The 21,798-nt window shown below is 68.0% G+C and carries 18 protein-coding genes and 1 riboswitch; of the genes, 11 read left to right on the forward strand and 7 right to left on the reverse strand.

Annotation, left to right across the window (positions count from 1 at the left end; translation table 11 throughout):
- Positions 1-34: 34 nt before the first annotated feature.
- Together J6U32_RS02260 and J6U32_RS02265 are read right to left on the reverse strand one after the other, a co-directional pair.
- A complete protein-coding gene (locus tag J6U32_RS02260) occupies positions 35-1,390 on the reverse strand; it encodes an ABC transporter ATP-binding protein (RefSeq protein WP_208793375.1) in 1,356 nt (451 codons plus the stop codon).
- Between the two features lie 25 nt (positions 1,391-1,415).
- Positions 1,416-3,179 (reverse strand): ABC transporter permease, encoded by a 1,764-nt coding sequence (locus tag J6U32_RS02265; RefSeq protein ID WP_208793376.1) that lies wholly within the window; start codon positions 3,177-3,179, stop codon positions 1,416-1,418.
- 240 nt (positions 3,180-3,419) lie between these two features.
- A riboswitch (M-box (ykoK) riboswitch) is annotated at positions 3,420-3,592 on the reverse strand.
- Positions 3,593-3,762: 170 nt separating this feature from the next.
- Between J6U32_RS02265 and J6U32_RS02270 the strand changes: the two genes are divergently transcribed.
- Positions 3,763-5,826, forward strand: coding sequence for a TPM domain-containing protein (locus J6U32_RS02270; protein ID WP_208793377.1), 2,064 nt, complete (start codon positions 3,763-3,765; stop codon positions 5,824-5,826).
- Between the two features lie 87 nt (positions 5,827-5,913).
- Here J6U32_RS02270 and J6U32_RS02275 read toward each other — a convergent pair whose 3' ends face one another.
- Entirely contained in the window at positions 5,914-6,756 is an 843-nt protein-coding gene (locus J6U32_RS02275; RefSeq protein WP_208793378.1) for a phytanoyl-CoA dioxygenase family protein, read from the reverse strand.
- A 177-nt stretch (positions 6,757-6,933) separates the two neighbouring features.
- On the opposite strand from J6U32_RS02275, the gene J6U32_RS02280 reads away from it, so the two are divergent.
- A complete protein-coding gene (locus J6U32_RS02280) occupies positions 6,934-9,036 on the forward strand; it encodes a PhoX family protein (RefSeq protein ID WP_208793379.1) in 2,103 nt (700 codons plus the stop codon).
- Here J6U32_RS02280 and J6U32_RS02285 read toward each other — a convergent pair.
- Complete coding sequence (locus J6U32_RS02285) at positions 9,026-9,253, reverse strand: PLDc N-terminal domain-containing protein (protein ID WP_014362078.1); 228 nt, start codon at positions 9,251-9,253, stop codon at positions 9,026-9,028. The genes J6U32_RS02280 and J6U32_RS02285 overlap by 11 nt on opposite strands.
- Positions 9,254-9,311: 58 nt before the next feature.
- Here J6U32_RS02285 and J6U32_RS02290 point away from each other — a divergent pair, with 58 nt between their 5' ends.
- Entirely contained in the window at positions 9,312-9,785 is a 474-nt protein-coding gene (locus J6U32_RS02290) for a MarR family winged helix-turn-helix transcriptional regulator (protein WP_208793380.1), read from the forward strand.
- Positions 9,782-11,050: an MFS transporter gene (locus tag J6U32_RS02295; RefSeq protein ID WP_208793381.1), complete on the forward strand. Its 1,269-nt coding sequence runs from the start codon at positions 9,782-9,784 to the stop codon at positions 11,048-11,050. Before J6U32_RS02290 ends, J6U32_RS02295 begins: the two co-directional genes overlap by 4 nt.
- Positions 11,051-11,125: 75 nt before the next feature.
- Here the strand turns inward: J6U32_RS02295 and ggh are convergent, their stop codons facing one another.
- Positions 11,126-12,466 carry a glucosylglycerate hydrolase gene (gene ggh, locus J6U32_RS02300; protein WP_006368013.1) on the reverse strand — a complete coding sequence of 447 codons (1,341 nt, stop codon included), beginning with the start codon at positions 12,464-12,466 and terminating at the stop codon, positions 11,126-11,128.
- An 81-nt stretch (positions 12,467-12,547) separates the two neighbouring features.
- Between ggh and J6U32_RS02305 the strand changes: the two genes are divergently transcribed.
- Entirely contained in the window at positions 12,548-13,297 is a 750-nt protein-coding gene (locus J6U32_RS02305) for an SDR family oxidoreductase (RefSeq protein ID WP_208793382.1), read from the forward strand.
- A 60-nt stretch (positions 13,298-13,357) separates the two neighbouring features.
- On the opposite strand, the gene J6U32_RS02310 is transcribed toward J6U32_RS02305, so the two are convergent.
- Entirely contained in the window at positions 13,358-13,768 is a 411-nt protein-coding gene (locus J6U32_RS02310; protein WP_208793383.1) for a nuclear transport factor 2 family protein, read from the reverse strand.
- A gap of 211 nt (positions 13,769-13,979) precedes the next feature.
- Here J6U32_RS02310 and J6U32_RS02315 point away from each other — a divergent pair, with 211 nt between their 5' ends.
- From J6U32_RS02315 to J6U32_RS02340, 6 genes are all read left to right on the forward strand, one after another.
- Complete coding sequence (locus tag J6U32_RS02315; RefSeq protein WP_244332503.1) at positions 13,980-15,110, forward strand: hypothetical protein; 1,131 nt, start codon at positions 13,980-13,982, stop codon at positions 15,108-15,110.
- The gene (locus tag J6U32_RS02320) at positions 15,095-15,769 is read left to right on the forward strand and encodes a DUF4129 domain-containing protein (protein WP_208793384.1); all 675 of its coding nucleotides are present in this window, start codon (positions 15,095-15,097) and stop codon (positions 15,767-15,769) included. The genes J6U32_RS02315 and J6U32_RS02320 overlap by 16 nt, the downstream gene beginning before the upstream one ends.
- On the forward strand, positions 15,766-17,091 hold the full coding sequence (locus J6U32_RS02325; protein WP_244332505.1) for a DUF4350 domain-containing protein: 1,326 nt from the start codon (positions 15,766-15,768) through the stop codon (positions 17,089-17,091). The genes J6U32_RS02320 and J6U32_RS02325 overlap by 4 nt, the downstream gene beginning before the upstream one ends.
- A complete protein-coding gene (locus J6U32_RS02330; protein WP_208793385.1) occupies positions 17,088-18,089 on the forward strand; it encodes an AAA family ATPase in 1,002 nt (333 codons plus the stop codon). The genes J6U32_RS02325 and J6U32_RS02330 overlap by 4 nt, the downstream gene beginning before the upstream one ends.
- Entirely contained in the window at positions 18,089-19,381 is a 1,293-nt protein-coding gene (locus tag J6U32_RS02335) for a DUF58 domain-containing protein (RefSeq protein WP_208793386.1), read from the forward strand. Before J6U32_RS02330 ends, J6U32_RS02335 begins: the two co-directional genes overlap by 1 nt.
- Before the next feature lie 153 nt (positions 19,382-19,534).
- Positions 19,535-20,794: a PE-PPE domain-containing protein gene (locus J6U32_RS02340; protein ID WP_208793387.1), complete on the forward strand. Its 1,260-nt coding sequence runs from the start codon at positions 19,535-19,537 to the stop codon at positions 20,792-20,794.
- On the opposite strand, the gene J6U32_RS02345 is transcribed toward J6U32_RS02340, so the two are convergent.
- Positions 20,725-21,720, reverse strand: a complete 996-nt coding sequence (locus tag J6U32_RS02345; RefSeq protein ID WP_208793388.1) for a stage II sporulation protein M — start codon at positions 21,718-21,720, stop codon at positions 20,725-20,727. The genes J6U32_RS02340 and J6U32_RS02345 overlap by 70 nt on opposite strands.
- Positions 21,721-21,798: the final 78 nt, after the last annotated feature.

Consider the following 21,798-nt stretch of genomic DNA (forward strand, 5'->3'; position numbering starts at 1 on the left):
AGCGCTGGGCTCATCCTTCGGGCGCAATGGGCACTCACCCCTTGAACGCCGGATCGAGCGAGACCTGGTCGGAGTCCGAGTCGTAGTCGAACATCTCCCCGTAGCGTCCCCAGTCCACGGCGATCGCGAACTGCCGTTCGGCGTCGGCGGTGCCGAAGCCGCGGCTGAGCAGGTCGAGGAAGAACCCGGCCCGCAATCTGCCGTCGGCACTGCTGCGCAGGGCGCGGATGATGGTGCGTACCAACGGCGCCCGCGTGCTGGCCTGGGTGGCGAAGATCTCCTTGCTGTCCTGGATGCTGGCGCCGTCGAACCGCGTGCCGACGTCGGTGATGTGCAGGTCACCGTCCCGGGCCTCCATCAGGCCGAGCAGCACCGCGGCGTCGACGAGCGGGAGGAGGTCGTCGATCTCGAAGTTGAGGGTGGTGGCGAGGTCGGGCAGATCGGCGTCACCACCTTGCGCGACGAGGATCTCGATGAGTCCGGCGATCCCGCCGACCGACGCGGCGGGCAGCGGCCGGTTCACCGGGGTCGCCTCGACGGCAACGGCATTCGGCTCGGTCACCGGAACCGACCCGTTGGGGTCGAACCGCCCGGTGAGCACCCCGTACAGCTCGTCGACCAACGACACGAACTGCGGCGACTCCCGATCCCGGGGCCGGGGCATCGGCACTCGTGCCTCGTGGATGATGCGGCCGGGCTTGGAACCGAGGACGACGACGCGGTCGGCGAGCAGCACCGCTTCCTCGATGTTGTGGGTCACGATGCAGATGCTCTTGGTCGGGAAGTCCGATCCGGTCCACAGATCGATCAACTCGTTGCGCAGGTTCTCCGCGGTCAGCACGTCGAGGGCGGAGAACGGCTCGTCCATCAGCAGTAGGTCCGGCTGCAGTACGAGCGCCCGCGCGAATCCGACGCGTTGCCGCATGCCACCGGAAAGCTCACGCGGGTAGGCGGATTCGAAGCCGTCGAGTCCGATGGTGTCGATGGCGACCAAGGCCCGCCGGCGCCGCTCGTCGGGGCTCACACCGAGCGCGGCCAGCCCGAGCTCGACGTTGGCCTGCACCGTCAGCCACGGCATCAGCGCGAACGACTGGAAAACCATGGCCGTCGACGCGTTGGCCCCCGACAACTCCTTGCCGTTGGCGAGTACCGATCCGGTGCTGGCCGGGATCAGCCCGGCGATGATACGCAGCAGCGTCGACTTACCCGAGCCGGAACGTCCGAGCAGTGCGACGATCTCACCCGGTTCGATACGGAGGTCGATGCCGTCGAGCACGGTCAGCACGTCGCCGCGCGGGCCGTCGAAACTCTTGGTCAGTCCGCTGATCTCGATCAGGGGCGCGGGCACGGTGCCACCTCGGGTCTTCTCGTCGGTGATGGTGACGGTCATGGGAATTCCTCTTTCGCAAGCAGTTTCACAGTGAGTAGCGGCGCTCGGCAAGGGCATAGAGCCGGCGCCAGAAGGCGGCGTTGGTGGCGACGACGAACAGACACATCACGACGATGCCCAGCAACAGCAGCGCGGTGTGTCCCGGCGCCGACGACGCGGTCTGTTCGGCGATGTAGTTGCCCAGCCCGTAGGCATGGTGGTCGGTGCCGTTGTAACTGACGAATTCGGCGACGATGGAGGCGTTCCACGCCCCGCCGGCCGCGGTGATGCCGCCGGTGACGAAACTGGCGAAGATGCCCGGCAGCAACACATATCGCCAACGCAACACCCGGGTCAGCCGCATGTCACGGGACGCCTCGAGCAGATCGTTGGGGATCGCGCCCGCCCCGGCGATCACGTTGAACAGGATGTACCACTGCGTGCCGAGGGCCATCAGGACGATGCCGCCGATGTTCAGCGGAATGTGCCAGGCGATGAACACGGCCATCACCATGGGGAACAAGAAGTTCGCCGGGAAGCTGGCACACACCTGCACCACCGGCTGCAGCATCCGGGTCAGCCTGGGGTTGAGTCCGATGATCACACCGATCGGCACCCAGATCGCGCTGGCGACGATCATCAGCACCACCACGCGCGCCATGGTCGCCAGACCCATGGCGAACACGCTGCCGACGGTGCTGAGATCAGCCCAGGCCGCGATCGATTCGACCACCCGCCACGTCGTGTAGACCAGGACCGCGAGCACCGCGACGACGAAGATGACGTCACCGGTGCGGCGGCGGGTCACGGTGGTCGTGGTCACCGGTTGCGTGCGGCCACCGAGGAAACCGCAAACCCGATCGAGGAACGCGGACACCGGCGCGAACACGATGCCCGCGGCCCGGCCGGCGTTCGATCGGCGCAGCAGCGAGAGCATCACCGACTTGGGTTCCACGCCCGATGCCGAGTTCTCGATGCGGAACCGCTCGACCCAGGCGGTCAGCGGGCTCCAGAACACCGCGTTGAGGGCGACGACGACGATCACCATCGTCAGGATCGCCCACCAGATCCGGGACAGCTGACCGGCATCCGACGCCGAGGCGACATAGGCGCCGATCCCCGGCAGCGCGTAGGACTTGCCGCCGACGGTGACCGCCTCCGACGCGGTGAGGAAGAACCACGCACCACCGAAGCTCATCATCGCGTTCCACACCATCGGGATCAGGCCGCTGGGCACGTCGAGCCGCCAGAATCGTTGCCAGCGAGTCATTCTCAGGTTCACCGCGGCCTCGGTGAGATCGCGGGGCTGGCTGACGAGCGACTGGTAGAACGCGAACGTGATGTTCCAGGCCATCGAGGTGAAGATCGCGAAGATCGACGCGCACTCCAGGCCGAGCTCCGATCCGGGGAACAGGGCGACGAAGAACGTCACGGTCACCGACAGGAAGCCGAGGATCGGAACCGATTGCAGGATATCGAGAATCGGCAACAGCACCGTCCGCGCGCGCCGCGACCGGGCCGCCAGCGTCGCGTACACGAGGGTGAACACGATCGACAGCCCCAGGCCGATGAACATCCGGAGAAGCGAACGTGCCGCGTAGTAGGGAAGTTTCGCGGGATCGGTGTCGATCGACGAAGGGGCACCGGCCAAGTCGGCGGGTGCGCCCATGGCGTGGGCCAGGGTGATGATGCACCAGATCAGGGCCGCGGCCCCGACGAGTACCAGGATGTCGGCGGGCCAGGCGCGCGGACGCACCCGCTCGGGGCGCCCGGCGGTCGGCGGCGCACCCCGACGCAATACTGTGGTCATGTCTGAAAGCCTTTCGCGGACAGTGTCATTGGCGGGCCAGTGCCGTTGGCACAGTGGACTCCTCGGGCGTCAGCCACCCGATGGCACAGCAGTGAACGGCCGCGTCGGATCGGTCGTGCGGCTACGCGGGCACGACAACGAACCGGCGGGCAGCCGGAAGAGTCAGTTGATCAATGGGGGGTGGTACCCGTGTCAGCGCCGGGTACCGGATATAGACGGGCCGTCACTCATGTGCCCACCTCCTACGTCTCCTCGTCAGACCTTTGGCACTTCGCGGCGTCACCCGTACGACGACGGGAGCCAATCGGGACTCACCCTTGATCCGAATGAATCTGTCCTGACCCTTGGCGTCTCTCGACGTTCGGGGTCGCTGGCCTGTTTCCGCGAAGGAGCCTCAGCGAACAAGCGCACCTTGCGAAGCAAGGTTGGCACCGAAGCGCGCTGCGCGCAAGCCCGGACCCGCCGACCCCGGCAATACCGGCGACCTGCCACCGGCGGTGGGCCGCATTACGGGCAAGTCGGTCGTCGCCCGACGCACCTCACCTCGCCGTAACCTGCGCACTGATGCCCTAGATTGAGTGTCATGCTGTGTTCGGGATCGCCGGGGCAGACCCGGCACGCGATGCGATCATCGGGGCGTGTCTCGCCGACCACCTTCGGGTTTGCGGCGGTGATGCTTCTCGCTGCCGTCCTGTTCGGGCCGCTTCTGCTCGGGACGGGCGCCGCTCACGCCGAGCCGCCGAGCCGGCTGCCCGAGCCGATCTCCGACCCGGCCGGCGTCTTGTCGGTCGATCAGCGCACCCAGATCCAGACCGCGACCGACAACCTGTACAACGATCACAGCGTTCAGCTGTGGGTGGTCTACGTCAAGAATTTCGACGGTCAGACCCCGGAGCAGTGGGGTCGCAAGGCCGCCGAACTCAGCGGGCTCGACGATCACGAGGTGTTGCTCGCCGTCGCCACCGAGGATCGCGCCTACTGGCTCGGCACCATCGGTTCCGTTGACGGGGTAACCCAGTCGAACCTGTCCGACATCGCAACCGGCGACGTCGTCCCCGCTCTCAAGAAGGGCAACTTTCCGGGCGCCGGCGTCGCTGCCGCCGACGGCCTCTCCGATGCCCTCACCCCGTCGCACACCGGGCTGATCGTCGCCGGCTCGGTGGCCGGTGTCGCCGTCGTCGGGGCGGGTGGGATGTGGGTTTACTCCCGTCGACGCAAGCGCCGCGCCCTCGACAGCGGGCTCGAGACGCTGCGGGAGCAAGAACTGACCGTCGACCAGTTGGCCGCGCAACCGCTCGATGTGCTCGACCCGTGGTCGCGGGAGGTGCTCACCGACACCGACAACGCAATCCGCACCAGCGAGGAGGAATTGCGGCTCGCGGTCGGCGAGTTCGGTGAGGCGCAGACCGCTCCGTTCACCGCCGCGGTGGCGCGAGCGCGTGAGGCGCTGGCGGCGTCGTTCACGGTGCGGCAGCGTCTCGACGACAACATCCCCGAGACCCCCGACGAGCAACGGTCGATGCTGCTGCAGATCATCACCGCCTGCACCGACGCCGACGGCGCGCTCGACGCGCAGGTGGCCGCGTTCGACGAGATGCGCAACCTGCTGATCAACGCCGACGCCCGGTTCGACGAGATCACCCGGCGGCTGGTCGATCTGCGTACCCGCGCCGACGCCTCGGCCCGGCAGCTCGAGGCACTCGTCGCTCGCCACGGTGCGCAGCAGTGCGCCTCGATCCTGCACAACGTGGAGCTGGCGCGTCAGGAGATCGGATTCGCCGAGCGCAGCGCCGATCAGGGTCGCGAGGCGATCGCCCGGCCGGCCGGCGAACAGGGTCCGGCGGTCGCCGACATCCGCGCCGCCGAGGGCGCGATCACCCAGGCGACCCACCTGCTCGACGCCATCGACAACGCCGAGGGCAACATCGCCGCCGCGCACTCCCGGATGCCGGCACTGATCACCGAGGTCGAGGGAGAGCTGGCCGAGGCCACGCAGCTCGGTGCCGACGGCGGGCCGGAGCTGGCGTCGGCGGTCGCGACGGCGACCACGGCCCTGCAGTCCGCGCGCACCGGATTCGACGCCGACCCGCTCGGCGCGTTCACCGCGCTCGTCGACGCCGACGCCGCGCTGGACAAGGCTCTCGACACCGCGCGCGGCGCTGCCGCCGAACGCACCAGACGGTCCGAGATGCTCGGTGCCGCACTGACATCGGCGCAGGCCAAGGTGTCGGCGGCACGCGATTTCATCGGCACCCGACGCGGCGCGGTGCAGTCGGTCGCGAGGACCCGCCTCTCCGAGGCCGAGCGATTGCTGGGCAGCGCGCAGGACATCGGCGCCACCGATCCTCTCGCGGCCGCCGATGCGGCGCGGCGCGCGGGCTCGCTGGCCGATCAGGCGCTGATTGCCGCACAGGGTGACGTCGTCGGGTGGCAGCAGGGTCAGCAACCGCGCGCGCACGGATCATCGACGGCCGGAGCGGTTCTCGGTGGCATTCTGGTCGACAGCTTCTTGCGCGGGACGATGCGCGGCGGTGGCGGTTTCGGTGGAGGTGGTTTCGGGGGCGGCTACACCAGTGGTGGGCGCAGTCCCGGGTCGTTCGGCGGGTCGTCGAGTTCCGGCCGGATCGGGGTCGGCGGTCGGTTCTGAGCCCGGCGACCCATCGGTGACGTCGTGCGGTTCAGCGGTTCAGCAGCACAGGGCTTCAGCAGCACAGGGCTTCAGCGGCACGGGGTTTCAGCGGGCGGCGTTCTTGACGAACTCGGCCGGGGCACCGACGGGTGGCCGGGTCCCGGCGAAGAACCCGCCGCGCACATGCCGGCGGGTGGTGTCGTCGTCGGTGGCGCGCGCTGCGGAATGCCACAGGTATCCGTCGTGCAGCAGGACGTCTCCGCGCTCGAGGTAGACACCGATCTCGCCGGGCACCTTCTCGAAACCGAGCGGCATCGCGAACGGCGGTGCGGTGTCGGTCCATCCGCGGGCGGGCACCGCGGTCGGCGGCACCTCGACGTTGTTGATGTTGCGGAACGGTGCGGGTGTGGCCCATCGGTGACTGCCGGGCACCACGCGGAGGAAGCCGTTGGCCGGCGAAGTGGCGTCGATGTGGATGGTGAAGGCCGCCGACGGCCAGATGTCCATGCTGGGGCTGGCCTGCCAGTCCGAATGCCAGCCGATCCGCGAGTACCCCGACTCCCGGCCCGGGCGGGCGTCTTGATAGACCACGCCGAAGCCGTCGTCGGAACGCAGCCACGCGTTCTCACCGATCGCCGCCCGGACCGCGGCGAGCAATGCCTCGTCGGCCAGGAGCGCGGGCACCGACGGGGCTAGTTCGTTGACGTACTCGACGTAGTTGGCGAATCGTTGCGCCTTCGATGCGTCGTCGAGGAACACCGTCGAACCGTAGCGGTCGTCGAGCTCACCACGAATCACCTTGTCCTGAGCCGAAACACACTCGCGTTCGATCGCGGCGATTCCCTCGGCGTCGAGTAGTCCGCGCAGCGTCGCGTACCCGTTCGCGTGATAGAAGTGCGCGAGTTCGGTGGTCTGGTCGGGTGTGAAGATGCCCGGTTCGCCGCTCATGCGCGTCACGATAGTCCGGTGCGGCGCACCTCGCCGTGCGAGCGCGCACCGGCTGTTCGCCCCGTGTTCACCCGGAGATCGCCGCCGGTTCCACCGGCCTCCCTACTTCTCTGACAAGGTTCGCAAACAGCCCTTTGCGGACACTCGTCGTCCACCCCAGTTCCGGAGGTCTTCCTCGTGCGTATTCCGTTGCAGCTGTTCACCTCCGCAGACGATGCCGCCCGCAATGCCGGCGTCGGCACCTCTGCGCGCGCCCGGATCACCTGCCGATACAAGTGCGGCGAGGCCTGCTGGCACGAGCCCGGCAACACCAGCGACAACGCCTACTTCCGAGACATCGTGCGCGCCGGGGTGTCTCGACGCGGATTCCTCAAGGGGTCGGCCGTGGTGGCGGGCAGCGTGGCGGCCACCTCTCTACTCGCGGCCTGTGGTGACGACGCGGCGAGCACCGCGTCGGCGACACCACGGCCCGGCATGGATTTCACCCCGGTGGCCCCGAACACCACCGACGCGGTGGTGATCCCGGACGGGTATCGCCAGCAGGTGGTGATCCGGTGGGGTGACCCGGTGCTGCCCGGTGCACCCGCCTTCGACTTCGACAACCAGACACCGCAGGCGCAGTCCATGCAGTTCGGCTTCAACAACGACTTCGCCGGGCTGATCCCGATCGACGGCGTCAACGGTGGTGCCGGCGCGCCCGACCACTTCTATCTGGTGGTGAACCAGGAGTACACCACCGAGGAGTTCATGTTCCGCGGGTACGTGCCCAAGGAGCCAACCGAGCAACAGGCCCGCATCTCGATGGCCGCGCACGGGATCACCGTCGTCGAGGTGGCCGCGGTCCCCCGCTCGGGTGCGTTGACTCCGGTTGTGGGGGAACACAATCGGCGTATCACCGCGTCAACCCCATTCCGGTTGACCGGGCCGGCGGCGGCCAGCGAATACGTTCGCACGTCGGCGGATCCGGCGGGGACGACCGTGCTCGGCACGATCGGCAACTGCTCCGGTGGCATCACGCCGTGGGGCACGATGCTCTCCGGTGAGGAGAACTTCAACAACTACTTCTCCAACGCGAGTCGGGTGACCGAACCCGCCGCCGTCGAGAATCTCGAACGCTACTCGTTCGCCGACGACGCCGACTATCACCAGTGGGGTCGCTACGAGACACGCTTCGATCTCGCGCAGGAACCCAACGAGGCCAACAGGTTCGGCTATGTCGTCGAGGTCGATCCGCAGGACCCGGCGTCGACGCCGATCAAGCACAGCGCGCTGGGCCGGCTCAAGCACGAGTCGGCGACAATCCATGTGGTGCAGGGTGGTTCGAATGCCGGCACCGTAGTCGCCTACAGCGGCGACGACGAACGCTTCGAGTACATCTACAAGTTTGTCTCGAGCCGCAAGGTCACCGAGGGACGCTCGAAGACCGCGCGTGCGGCGAACCTACGCATCCTCGACGAGGGCACCCTCTACGTCGCGAGCTTCACCGGCGATCATCCCGAGCAGATCGACGGCAGCGGCCGGGTACCCGACGGCGGGTTCACCGGCACCGGTCGCTGGCACAAGCTGCTGACCGTCGACGAGAACGGTTCGGCCACTTCTCATGTCGAGGGCATGACGCCGCAGCAGGTGGCGGTGTTCACCCGGGTCGCCGCCGACAAGGCCGGTGCCACCAAGATGGACCGTCCCGAGGACATCGAGCCGCATCCGCAGACCGGCAAGGTGTATTGCGCGCTGACCAACAACACCAAACGCGGCACCAAGGGCAAGGCCGCCGCCGACACCGCCAATCCGCGCAACGAGAACAAGAACGGTCAGATCATCGAGATCGACGACGACCATGCGGGAACCGAGTTCACCTGGAATCTGCTTCTGGTGTGCGGGGATCCGGCCGAGGCCGACACCTACTACGCGGGCTTCGACAAAACCGCGGTGAGCCCGATCTCGTGCCCGGACAACGTGGCCTTCGATCCGCACGGCAACCTGTGGATCTCCACCGACGGCAACGCCCTCGACAGCAACGACGGTCTCTTCGCGGTCGCGCTCGACGGACCTCGACGCGGCGAGACCAAACAGTTCCTCACCGTGCCGGCCGGCGGTGAGACGTGCGGACCGATCATCACCGACGACCGCGTCGTGGTGTGCGTGCAGCACCCCGGCGAGGATGACGACCACTCCGCGGACAATCCGATGTCGCACTGGCCCGACGGGGGAAACTCGCAACCGCGGCCCTCGGTGGTGGCGGTGTGGCGCGACGGAGGCGCGATCGGCGTCAACGCCTGACGTCGCGGCCCCAGACGAAGTACGCGATGGGGCCGAAGAAATTCACGAAGGACGCGGCCACCCACGCCCGCTTGGTGCCGCGGATCTCGGCTGCCGGGCGGCGGGACAGATCCCACAGTGCCGCCGCCTGCAGCGCGACCTGCGCGAACGCGCCGACGCGGATCGCGGTCCGCGACCGTGGGGACAGTTCGGAGAACTTCTTTTTGCGTCGGGTCACAAAGGTCACAGTACCCACCGCTTTTATTTCGTATCTCTAAGTATTAGACTCACGAAGCGTGACCACCACACATCAGGACACCGCCTCCATAGCCCGGGCCATTCGCCCGGCCCTGACCCGTCTGTACCTGATGTTGCGACGCCACACACCAATTCCCGAGTATTCGTCGGCCCAAGCCTCCGGCCTGGCGACCCTGCTCGACCACGGACCGATGCGCATGGGTGACTTCGCCGCACGCGAATCCATCCGCATGCCCACCGCCACCAGCCTCGTCGACGGTCTCATCCGCAACGGGCTGGTCCTACGCGAACCCGATCCCACCGATCGCCGCGCCGTGCTGGTCTCACTGACCGACCACGGCCGGGCGGTACTCCAACGGGTTCGCGAACAGCGCGATGACGTGCTCGCCCACGCCATCGCCGAACTCTCCGACGACGACCGCGCCGCGCTGGCCGCCGCCGCACCGGCCCTGCGAGCGCTGCACGAAGTGCTCGACGGCACCGTTCCGACACGTCAGCGAGGAGATCAATGACCACCCGAACACCGGCTGCCACAGCCACATCCGACGACCACTCACTGCTCGCCACCTTCGCCGCACAACCCCGTACCGTCTGGGTGACCGCGTTCGCCGCGGTCATCGCGTTCATGGGGATCGGCCTGGTCGACCCGATCCTCAACAGCATCGCCGAGGCGCTCAACGCGCCGCCGGACAAGCTGACGCTGCTCTTCGGCGTGTACGTCGGCGTGCAGTGCGTCGCCATGCTGATCACCGGGTGGTCTGCCTACCGATTCGGCCCGAAACGCACTCTGACCGTAGGGCTTTCACTGATCGTCATCGCCGCGGCCATATCCGCGTTCGCCGGCGGCATCGACCAGTTGATCGCCTACCGGGTGATCTGGGGACTGGGCAACGCGCTGTTCATCGCCACCGCACTCGCCTTCATCGTGAGCTCGGCCAAGGGCCCCACGCACGGCGCGATCATGCTGTACGAGGCCGCACTGGGCGTCGGCCTGGCCGTCGGACCATTGCTCGGGGCGATCCTCGGCTCGTGGACCTGGCGTGCACCGTTCGGTGGCACCGCGATCCTCATGCTGATCGGCGCCATCCTGTGCGCGGTGATGCTCCCCGCCGACGGGCCGCGCACCAGTCGCGAGCCGGTGGCCATTCTCGATCCCATCAAGGCGCTGCGCAACCGTACGTTGCTGATCACCTCGATCGGCTCCGCCTTCTACACCGGTGCTCTGTTCACCGTCATCGCCTGGGCGCCGATTGCCATGGGGCTCAAGCCCATCTGGGCCGGACTGATCTTCTTCGGTTGGGGTCTGCTCACCGCACTCGCCGGTGTCTTCGTCGCGCCGCGCATCGCCGAGGCACTCGGTCAGCGTGGTGGAGTGATGTCGGCGATCGCCGCGTACGCCGTGGTGATGGCGCTGGCCGGCGTCGGCACGTTCACCGGTCACGTGTGGCTGATCGGCCTCGCCGTCGTCCTGTCGGGTATTCCGTCCGGTGTGCTCAACACGCTGTTCACCGGTGTCGCGATGGGATCCGGTGACGGCTCGACGCCGCGGTCGGTCTCGAGCGCCGGCTACTCGTTCCTGCGGTGGGCCGGTGCGGCGGTGGCCGCCGTCCTCGTCGCGCATCTCGCCGAGTGGTTCTCCTCGACGGCCGCCCCGTGGTGGTTCGCCGCCGCGTACTGCGTCGTCGCGGTCATCGCGGTGTGCTTCGTCCGCACCACCAGCGCCGAATCCCACGAGGTGGCCGAAGAAGCGGTGCTCGTCGGGGCCGAGGAGTACTGAGGTCGGGAGTGCTGGGACTGTTCCCATCCACGACCGCTCACCCACCGGGTGGGCGGTCGTCGTGTCGCTGGTGTGTCAGTCCAACCAATCCAGCACCGACGCGGCGGTCCAACTCTGCTGCATGCTGCCCAGCGGTTCGCCGGTGAAGGGTTCGTAGTACTCGGCGAAGGCGCCGTCGGTGGCCTGACGCAGACCTTCCTCGCGCAGTCGCGCCGACCGCTCGGGCCAGCCCCTACGCGCGAACGCCCAACTGAACAACCACGTCATCACCGGCCAGACCGGGCCGCGCCAGTACTCGCGCGACCGGAAGTCCGCGGAGATCGGCGACGTCGACGGGGGTACGGCGTAACGCAGGTCCGGATGTCCGCAGAACCGCGGTCCGTCGAACAGGCGGAGCAGTGCCCGTTCCTGCTCGCGCGACAACCCGCCGCACAGCAGCGGTGCGAACTGCGCGATCGTCTCGGTGGTGATCCACCTGTCGGCCCGGAGGTCGAAATCCCTTGCTGCGCCGTTACGTTCGTTGGACGCCGCGGCCACACCGGTCCGGTAACGATCAGCCCAGGCCCGAAGGTCCCGGACGTCGGACCGCGGTTTGGAGTAGTCCTCCCCGATGGTCGCCAGCACGTCGCAGGCGAGAGAGAAGATGGCGCTGACGAAGACGTCCTCCACGGCGAAACTCATCACCTTGGGGAGCAACTCGTCGTCGTAGTTGGCGCGCTTCATCTCCTCGACCAGCCAGATATAGCGGTCGTACTCGTGGTCGGTGGGTCGCATCGACAGGTCGGTGACGTGGTCGAGGTCGGCGCGCTGGTACGGGGGGAGATCGTCGCCGGGGGTCACGCCCGCGTAGGGCTTGTCCCAGCGTGGGGAGTTGTCCATCCCTGACTCCCACCCGTGATAGATCGTGATGCGTCCACGACCGTTGGGGTCACGGGCGTGCGCGAGCCAGCGGTGCCAGCGCACCAGGGCGCCCCACCGCCGGTCGATGAACTCGTTGGCCATCGAGCGGGTGGTGCGACCGTGGCGTCGCGAGTGGTCGAGGATGCGTTGCACGGCGATCGCGTGCACGGGCGGCTGGGTGATCCCGGAGGTGTCGGGGTAGTCGGGCGCGCACTCGGCCAGGCGCGCGCACTCCCAGCGTCGGGGTCCGGGGAAGTAGCCGTCGCGGCCATTGGCGAACACGATGTGCGGGATCATCCCGTTGGACCACTGCGCCGAGAGCAACGTGTCCATCTCGATGACCGCGCGTTCCACCGACAGCGGCGCCAGTCCCACGGTGACGAACGCCGCATCCCAACTCCACATGTGCGGGTACAGGCGGGGGGCGGCGCTGGTCATCGTGCCCAGGTCGTTGCCGCGCAACAGGTACGCGGCGCGTGCCGCGAGCTGGGTGGGGGTGAAACCGTTGCGCGCCATGCGGAGATTCTGCCCCGCCGTGCTCATCGGCGCCGGATGAGGATCGGCGGACAACGCGACGCCGGGTTCTAAGCTCGGCTCATGCCCACCGCATTGATCACCGGGGCCAGTCGCGGCCTCGGCGCCGCCATCGCCCGTCAGCTTGCCCCGACCCACGATCTGCTGTTGGGCGGACGACCATCGGCTGAGCTCGACGCGCTGGCCATCGAATTGGACGGCGCCGGGAGCGAAGCGAGCGGGCCGAATAGTCACGGCGCCGGGAGCGGAGCGAGCGGGCCGCATGCCAACCGCGCATCAACGTTTGCGGTCGAGTTGACCGATCACGAGGAGGTGGCGGCGGCCGCGGAGGCCATCTCGTCGCTGGATGTGCTCGTGCACAACGCGGGTGTCGGGAGCAGTCTGTTGCCGGTCGGGGAGACTCCCGTCGAAGAATGGCGTCACGTCCTCGAGGTCAATCTCGTCGCGGCGGCGGAGCTGACCCGCGTCCTGCTCCCGGCGCTGCGTGCGGCGCGCGGTCACGTCGTCTTCATCAACTCGGGTGCGGGCCTGCGCGCCAATCCGGGCTGGGCCGCCTATGCGGCGAGCAAGTTCGGGTTGCGCGCGCTCGCCGACGCGTTGCGGCTCGAGGAACCGTCGTTGCGGGTCACGTCGGTCTTCCCCGGTCGGATCGACACCGACATGCAGCGCGACCTGATCGCGATCGAGGGCAAGGAGTACGACCCGGGTCAGTTCCTCAAGCCGGAGACCGTCGCGGCGGCCGTCGTACATGCCATCCATACGCCTGCCGATGCCCATCCCGCCGAGATCGTGCTGCGGCCGACGGGGCGATGACCGCCGATCGGTGTGACGTTGTGCCCGGTTTCCGGGCTCAACGTCACACGGGATGGTGTCTCAGAGCTGGACGAGATCGGCGGGTTGCCACACCGCTCGCATCGAGGCGATCTTGCCGTCGGCGTCGAAGACCATGATGTCGACCGGGGTGATCTCGAAGCGCATGCCGGAGGTGCCGGTGACGAGGGTGAACTCGAAGACCGCGGTGTCGCCGGCGATCTTCTTCCACTTCAGCGTCGCGGTGCGCTCGTCCATGTTGGTGATGATCGAGTAGAACTCGACGAGTTGCTCGCGGGTGTTGCGGACGTCGGCGCCGATCGGGTCCTCGACGGTCGCGTCGGGTGCGTAGAGGTCGGCGATCTGCTCGGCGGTGCCGTTGGTCAGGAAGTCGATGTAGTTCTCGACGACCTCGGTGATCCGGGCCTGCGTCCTGTCGGTGTCCTGCGCACTGCTGTCCTGCTCGACGCTCATCGAGTGTCCCCTCTGCTCAAGAATTAGAACGTGTTCTCGTTTGACGATAGCAGCGGCACGTAGCACCCGGAATAGGTTCTTCGGTCATCCGGACAACCGATACCCACAGCTGTCCGCACAGCATCGGACATCCCGAATTTGATAGGTTCGCGCACACACTGTGTGTCCGACGACGGCGCGGACGCGATCATCGGTTCGTCGAGGGAGCCCCATGACCCAGCCACCGGGAGACGGCTCTCGGGATCAGGGGTGGGTGGCGCCGGGAGCGGAGCGAGCGGGCCACGATGCGGTGGCGCCGGGAGCGGAGCGAGCGGGCCCGGTCGACGAGTGGACGCCGACGCCACCGCCTCCGCCGATCACCGGCCCGCTGTGGGGGGCTGCGGTCGGTGGGCAGCCGGGTGCCGCGTCGCAGAATCCCGGGTACGTGCCGGGTCACTTCGGTCCGCCGCCGACGCACAAGCCGGGCATCATCCCGCTGCGTCCGCTGAACGTCGGCGATCTGATCAGCGGCACGTTCGCGGCGATCTTCGGTAATCCGCGCGTCTACTTCGGGTGGTCGGCGGTGGTGAGTGCGATCGTCACGGTCTGCGGCCTGCTGGTCCTGGTGGTTGTCCGGATGGTGAGCGACTCGGGACTCTTCGATGCGGCAGCATGGCTGGCCGGCGGGCCCGACGCGATATCGGACGCCGCGTGGGTCGGGCGATGGATACTTGCCGGCTTGGTGGCCTACCCGGTCGCGCGCGATGTCATGGGTGCCCGCTCGGGTTGGGTCGAGTCGTGGCGGTTCGCGCGCGGTTCGATGTGGCGAATCCTGGGCAGCACAGCGCTTCTCGGGCTGGTGACCCTCGTGTGCTTCGTTCCTGCCCTGGTTCTGATCGAGCTCGGTCTCGATTCGGCGGACGTCGGTACGCTCGTCGCGGTGCTGATGGTCACCGCGGTGTTGGTGCTCGGATACTCGTGGCTCTACATCCGGATGTCGCTGTCGGTGCCCGCGGCTGCCGTCGAGGGGCTGGGTCCCGTTGCCGCCCTGGCACGTTCGGTCTCACTCACCCGACGCTCGTTCGGCCGCTACTTTGCCGTGGTCCTCTTACTGAACCTCATCAGCGTGGTCATCGAGGTCGTAGTGTCGTACATGGTCGACTCAGTGACCAGAATCGGTGGTGGTGTGTTCGGCGATGTCGTCGCCATCGTGCTGGCTGTGATCGTCGCAGCGCTCGTGCAGCCGTTGATCGCGGTGGCGTCGGCACTGATGCATGTCGATGCCCGAATCCGCAAGGAGGGCTTCGATATCGAGCTGAACCAGTCGTCGTCCGGAGGAGGTGTGCCGTGGGCGCCACGTTGACCGTGCTGGCCGACGGCTTGACGCCGGGCAACGACGAGGCCCGCGAGTGGGCCCGCGATGCGTGGTCGGATTCTCGCGGATCGGGGCCCAGCGCCGCCGACCGGCTCGGCGACGACATCGGACGCTGGATCACCGATCGCCTACTCGATGTGGTGGGTGCGGGCAAGACCGTGCCGGGCATCATCGCGATCATCGCGGCACTCGTGGTGGTCGCCCTGCTGATCTACGGCATCCGATTCATGCGCCGTACCCCGCGTGCTGTTGCCGACGTCGATCACAGTGTGTTGTCCGATGACCCGTCATCGGCGCGCACTCTGCGAGCCCGCGCCGAATCGCTGCTCGCAGAAGGGGACACGAACGGCGCCGTCGTCTTCGCGATGCGCGCTCTGACCCGACGCAGCATCGAGCGCACCGTGCTCGACGATCTGCCGTCGCTGACCGCACACGAGGTCGCGACCCGGCTGCGCCCGGTGTTCGCCGACCACGCAACCGATCTGGGCGCGGCCGCCGACCTGTTCGACAGGGTCGCGTACGGTCATGCATCGGCGACCGCCGACGAGGCCCGACGACTGTTGGCCCTCGAGACCGAACTGGATTCGGCGCGGCCGTCTGCGGCGCGGGGCAACGATTCCGGCGCAACGTATGCGGTGCCACGATGAGCGCACCGAACATCACGTCGGCACTCGAGAAGACCGGTGGACAAGCGAATTCGAGCTCGGGCACTCCGGGACCCGGACGCACGCGATCACACCGCTGGGTGTGGTGGGTGCTCGGCGGTGTCGCCGTCGCGGTGGTCCTCGTACTCGCCGTGCTCGCACTGGTGTCGGCGGCCGGTAGCCGCTCGTCGAATACCACCCCGCTCGATCCCGGCAATCGTGGCTCCGACGGAACGAGCGCGCTCGCGTCCATCATCGACGACCACGGCGTGAACGTCTCGGTCGTCCGTGGTCTCGACAGCCTGCGGACGACTTCGACCCCGGGTTCCGACACCACCGTGGTCATCAGCGGCCAGACGGTGATCTCCACCGATGTCGCCGAAGCCATCTTCGACCGGGTGCGGTCGGCGCATCGGGTCGTCCTGATCGATCCGTCGTACCCGCTGCTCGCGGCCTTCACCTCGCAGGTCAGCACCTCCTACGGCGAAAGCCTTTTACCGGTGAGCAAGGCCGACTGCACCCTCGACGGCATATCGCCCTCCGACCTCGTCACCTCCGATTCGTCGAACGGCTTCACCGGCGGGCTGGATACCACGACGGGTGTGACCCAATGCTTCTCACGCGGTCAGGGCGGCGGCGCCAATCTGGTCAGCGTTGCCGCAGAGCTGGGCGGCCCACCGGTGGTGGCGATGACCGCCCCGATGACCCTCAACCAGAATCTGGCGCGCTACGACAACTCCGGTGTCGCGGTACGCACCATTGCCACCACCGACCACGTCCTCTGGTACGTCCCGCAACGCGACGACACGGTGCCGGATCAGAGTTCGAACTCCGACCAGCACAGCTCTCAATCGGTGTTCCCGCGCGCCGTCGGGCCGCTGTTCCTGCTGGCGTTCTTCGCGGTGCTGGCGCTGATCCTCTGGCGGGGACGCCGCTTCGGACCGCTGGCGACCGAGCCGTTGCCTGCCGTCGTCAAGGCCATCGAGACCACCCGGTCACGCGGCCGCATGTACCGCAGGGCCGGGGCCGCCGATCGCGCGGCGGCCGTGCTGCGGGTGCACACCATCGCCGGGATCGCCGGCTATCTGGGACTGCCGTACGACCCCGGCCATGCTCTCGACGCCCTCGACGAGCCGGATGTCCATACGTCCTCGACCGATCCCGCTCTGGCTGCGATCATCTCGGCCGTCGCCGATGCCACCGGCCGGGACCCGGCGCAGGTGAAAAACCTACTCGCCGGCCCGCTGCCGACCACCGATCCCGACCTGGTTCGGTTCACCGACGCCCTGACCGCCCTCGACAAGGAAGTCCTCCGCAGACCATGAATCCCGAGACACCCGCTTCGGCCACATACTCCCCCGTCGACACCCCGCCGCGAGATCTGCGCGCCGCGCTGAGCGCGGTGCGCGCAGAGGTCGCCAAAGCCGTCGTGGGTCAGGACCCGGCGGTCGCCGGCATCCTCATCGCCCTGCTGTGCCGTGGCCACATCCTTCTCGAAGGTGTTCCGGGCGTGGCGAAGACGTTGCTGGTGCGGTCGGTCGCGTCGGCGTTGTCCGTGGACACCAAACGCGTGCAGTTCACTCCCGATCTGATGCCCGGTGACGTCACCGGCTCGCTGATCTTCGACAACGCCACCTCCGAGTTCACCTTCCGCCCCGGACCGGTGTTCACCAATCTCCTTCTGGCAGACGAGATCAACCGGACACCGCCGAAGACGCAGGCGTCGCTGCTCGAGGCGATGGAGGAGCGGCAGGTCTCGGTCGACGGTGTGCCCCGCCCGCTCCCCGACCCGTTTCTGGTGGCCGCGACCCAGAATCCCGTCGAGTACGAGGGCACCTATCCACTGCCGGAGGCCCAGCTCGACCGGTTTCTGCTCAAGGTGACCCTGCCGGTACCACCCCGTGACGACGAGATCACCGTGCTCGCACGGCATGCCGCGGGATTCGACCCGAAGGATCTCGGCGCGGCCGGATTGCGGCCGGTGGCCTCCTCGGCCGACATCGTCGCCGCCGCCGATGCCGTCCGCCACGTTGCGGTGGCCCCGCAGGTGGCGGCGTACATCGTCGACATCGCCCGGGCCACCCGGACCTCACCGTCACTGGCACTCGGGGTCAGCCCGCGCGGCGCCACCGCCCTGTTGTCCACCAGCCGGGCGTGGGCGTGGCTGGGTGGACGCGACTTCGTCACGCCCGACGACGTCAAGGCGTTGGCCCAATCGACGCTGGCACATCGTCTTTCGCTGCGACCGGAGGCGGAACTCGAAGGCGTGTCGGTGGCGGCGGTCCTCGACGCCGCGATCGCCTCGGTGCCCGTGCCGCGCTGATGGTGCTCACCGGCCGCTTCTTCGCGCTCGTGGTGGCGGGCGCGATCCCGGTGATCGCCTACCCGCGCTATTGGGTGGCCCTGCTGTGGGTTCTGGGATGTGTGATCCTCATGGTCGCCGACGTCGTCGCCGCCGGATCGACGAGAACCCCTCGGCTCTACCGGCTTCCGTCGGCACCCATCCGCCTCGGTGAGACCGGGAGCTCGGTTCTGATGGCGCACAACGTGACCGCCCGCCGGTTCCGGGCGCGGATCAACGATTCGTGGCAGCCGTCGGCGGGCGCGTCGAACGCCGTGCACGCGGTGTCGCTGGCTCCTGGCGAGCAGCAACAGCTGGTGACGTCCCTGCAGCCCACCCGCCGTGGCGATCGGCTCACACATCGGGTGACGGTACGGCGGATGGGTCCCCTCGGACTGGCCGGGCGGCAATCGGGTTACGTCGTGCCCGGCTCCATCCGGGCGCTGCCGCCGTTCGACTCCCGAAAGTTGTTGCCGTCCAGGCTCGCCCGCCTCCGTCAGCTCGACGGCCGCTCGGCGGTCCGGATTCGTGGACAGGGCACCGAGTTCGACTCCCTGCGTGACTACGTCGACGGCGACGACGTGCGCAGCATCGACTGGCGCGCCACCGCCCGGCGACGGTCGACGGTGGTGCGGACCTGGCAGCCCGAGAAGGACCGGCACATCGTGATCGTGCTGGACACCTCGCGCACCTCCGCGGGCCGCATCGGTGATGCCCCGCGTCTCGACGCGGCGATGGACGCGGCGTTGCTGCTCGCCGCCCTCGCCGCGCACGCCGGTGATCGCGTCGATCTGATCGCCGGTGATCGCGTCGTCCACCGGCGCGTGGTCGGCGCATCGCGCACCACCGTGCTCGGCGATCTGGTCAACGCGATGACCGCGTTGGAACCGGCTCTACTGGAAGCAGATTGGCCGCTGCTGGCCGCCGAGGCGAGCAAACTGACCCGGCAACGGGCGCTGCTCGTGTTGTTGACACCCCTGGAGCCGGCGGCGATCGAGGAGTCGATGCTGGCACCACTGTCGGTGCTGGCGCAGCGCTACAAGGTGGTGATCGGATCGGTCCGTGACCCGCAGCTCGCCGCGATGGCGGCGCTGCGCGACGACGCGGCAGACATCTACGACGCCGCCGCTGCCGCCCGCACCCTGGCGCTGCGCGGACGCACCGAATCGGCGGTGTCACGCCTGGGCGTCGACGTCGTCGACGCCGACCCGGCAGGTCTGCCGGCGGCTCTCGCCGATCACTACCTCACCCTCAAGTCGCGCGGTCTGCTCTGACCCAGTCGGTGTGCTCCCCGACCCGGTCTGTTCACTCTCCCATTGGTTGTCAGACGCCCCAATCTGGTTGACAACCATCGCTACTCGCCACCTGCACATCGTCGTCGTGTAGCGTCGGAGCGGGCTGGGGACCGTGTCAGGAGGGGAAATCCGTTGCGCCCGACTCACCTCAACGCCCCGGCCTCGGTGGCCGCCCTTTCGCTGATCGCCGCGGCGCTCGCGGCCGGGCATGGGACCAATGCCGCGACCGTGTCCCCGGCAGCGTTGTCGCCGGCGAACGTTCGCCTGGCCTCGACCGTGCTGACGGTCGCCGGCAACACCTCCATCGTGAGCACGCCCATGCCACAGGAGCTCCGAGGCGAACTCTGCCACTCCCCCAATACGTGTCAGGTGGTGGTCTATCCGTCCGGTGCAATCGGCGGTGCCGCACTGCAAGTGGGGGTCACGGCCCTCACCTCGGATATCGCGACCACGCCGGGCAAGAAGATCGTCTTCGCCTACTCGCAGGGCGGCATGATCACCACGTCGTGGCTGCAGGACACCGCCTCCTCACCGTCGGCGCCGCCGGCATCGGATCTCACCTTCGTGCTCCTCGGCAATCCGCAGCGCGGGCTCAACGGTCTGGCACCGACTTCCGGTGCCGGGTCGGCCACCCCCACCGACACCGGATATACCGTCATCGACATCTCCCGCGAGTACGACGCCGAATCGGACTGGCCGAACAACCCGCTCAACGGGCTCGCCGTGGCCAACGCGATCGCAGGCTACTTCCTGGTGCACACCGACTACACCGGGGTCGACGTCGACGACCCGAACAATTTGGTCCAGACCGTCGGCGGCACCACCTACGTCCTGGTGCCGACCACGAATCTCCCTCTGCTCGAACCACTCCGGATGATCGGCCTGAGCAGTGTGGCCGACCAGCTCAATGGTCCGCTCAAGACGATCGTCGATCAGGGATACAACCGGACCGGCTACACCACCCTCGGCGACGATCCGGCCGCGCAGCAGACGATCGGCAGCGTCTTCGGGACCTCTGCCACCGCGAACACCGCGAGATCCGCCGAGAACACCGCATCCCGCGCCGCGGCCCGTCAGAGCGTCGCGGCACCGGCGGCGACCGGGTACGCCGTGACGTCAAGCGCATCCTCGGCCCTCGGAACACCCACCCCGACATCGGCTCCCGCTGCCACCACGACTACTCCGTCGGTGCCGACACCAACACCGGAGGAATCAGTCACCGCGACACCGGAGTCCGGCGGCTACGTCGGACGGCACCGAGCGCCGGACTCCACCGCCGGGCAGGACTCCTCTGGGCAGGACTCCTCCGGGCAGGACTCCGCTCAGGCCGCGACCGGCACAGCGTCCCCGCGATCGGGATCGGGGATGTCGCCGCGCTCACCGTCGTTGTAGGCCCACCGGCCTGCGGTGAACACGTAGACGAAGAAACCCACCCAGACGAACACGCCGATCCCGATACGTGCCCAGGTGGGTAACCCCGACGGCGTCACGAACGCCTCGATGAGCCCGGTGATCAGCAGTAGGACCACCAATCCCAGCGCGATGCCGATCGCCGCGCGACCCTGCTCGGCCAGTGACTGCATCCGTGTTTTCGGGCCGGGCGCGATCCATGACCAGAAGACCCGTAGACCCACCCCGGCGGAGACGAACAGACAGGTCATCTCCAGCAGTCCGTGCGGGGTGATCAAGCCGAAGAACACGTCGGCGCGGCCGTGCCGGATCATGATCGACGCGGTGACCGCGACGTTGAGAATGTTGCTCCACACCACCATGACAATCGGAAAACCGAAGACGCCGAATGCGATACAGGTGGCGGCGAGCCAGAAGTTGTTGGTCCACACCCGCAACGCGAACGACGTCGCGGCGTTCTCGGTGTAGTAGTTCGCGAAATCGTTGTCGACGAGTCGTTGGATGTCGGCCGGGCTGCCGAACGCGGTCTCGGTGCTGGGATGGTCCAGGAACCACCACGTCATCGCGAACATCCCGACGAACGACACGATCAGAACGCTGAGCCACCACCAGCGCATCGCATACAACGCCGCGGGGAACGTCCGACCGAAGTAGCGGCCGACGATCGCCCAACTGCTCTCCTTGACACCGGCAGACCGGGTCCGGGCCTTGGCCAACAACGCAGAGAGGTAGCCGACGAGGGAGGCGTCGGGAGCGGTGGACCGGATGACCGAGAGATGCGTGGCCACCCGCTGGTAGGTGTCGATCAGTTCGTCGGCCTCCGCCCCGGAGAGCCTGCGGCGCTTGGTGAGCTGCTCGAGCCGCTCCCAGGTCGGTCGCTTGTCGCTCACGTAGGCATCGAGATCCACCTCGACAGCTTAGAACGCGAGAGGATCGAGGAGTGGCGATGTGTTCCGTTTGATCGACGCCGCTCTCGGCGTGGTGGC

Origin of the sequence: Gordonia polyisoprenivorans (assembly GCF_017654315.1) — a bacterium.
Lineage (GTDB): Bacteria > Actinomycetota > Actinomycetes > Mycobacteriales > Mycobacteriaceae > Gordonia > Gordonia polyisoprenivorans_A.

Coding starts and splice junctions, on each gene's coding strand:
- J6U32_RS02270 (WP_208793377.1), top strand. CDS start 3,763: ATGCTGTGTTCGGGATCGCCGGGGCAGACCCGGCACGCGATGCGATCA.
- J6U32_RS02315 (WP_244332503.1), top strand. CDS start 13,980: ATGACCCAGCCACCGGGAGACGGCTCTCGGGATCAGGGGTGGGTGGCG.
- ggh (WP_006368013.1), bottom strand. CDS start 12,466: ATGGCGCGCAACGGTTTCACCCCCACCCAGCTCGCGGCACGCGCCGCG.
- J6U32_RS02335 (WP_208793386.1), top strand. CDS start 18,089: ATGGTGCTCACCGGCCGCTTCTTCGCGCTCGTGGTGGCGGGCGCGATC.
- J6U32_RS02330 (WP_208793385.1), top strand. CDS start 17,088: ATGAATCCCGAGACACCCGCTTCGGCCACATACTCCCCCGTCGACACC.
- J6U32_RS02325 (WP_244332505.1), top strand. CDS start 15,766: ATGAGCGCACCGAACATCACGTCGGCACTCGAGAAGACCGGTGGACAA.
- J6U32_RS02265 (WP_208793376.1), bottom strand. CDS start 3,179: ATGACCACAGTATTGCGTCGGGGTGCGCCGCCGACCGCCGGGCGCCCC.
- J6U32_RS02295 (WP_208793381.1), top strand. CDS start 9,782: ATGACCACCCGAACACCGGCTGCCACAGCCACATCCGACGACCACTCA.
- J6U32_RS02275 (WP_208793378.1), bottom strand. CDS start 6,756: ATGAGCGGCGAACCGGGCATCTTCACACCCGACCAGACCACCGAACTC.
- J6U32_RS02305 (WP_208793382.1), top strand. CDS start 12,548: ATGCCCACCGCATTGATCACCGGGGCCAGTCGCGGCCTCGGCGCCGCC.
- J6U32_RS02260 (WP_208793375.1), bottom strand. CDS start 1,390: ATGACCGTCACCATCACCGACGAGAAGACCCGAGGTGGCACCGTGCCC.
- J6U32_RS02310 (WP_208793383.1), bottom strand. CDS start 13,768: ATGAGCGTCGAGCAGGACAGCAGTGCGCAGGACACCGACAGGACGCAG.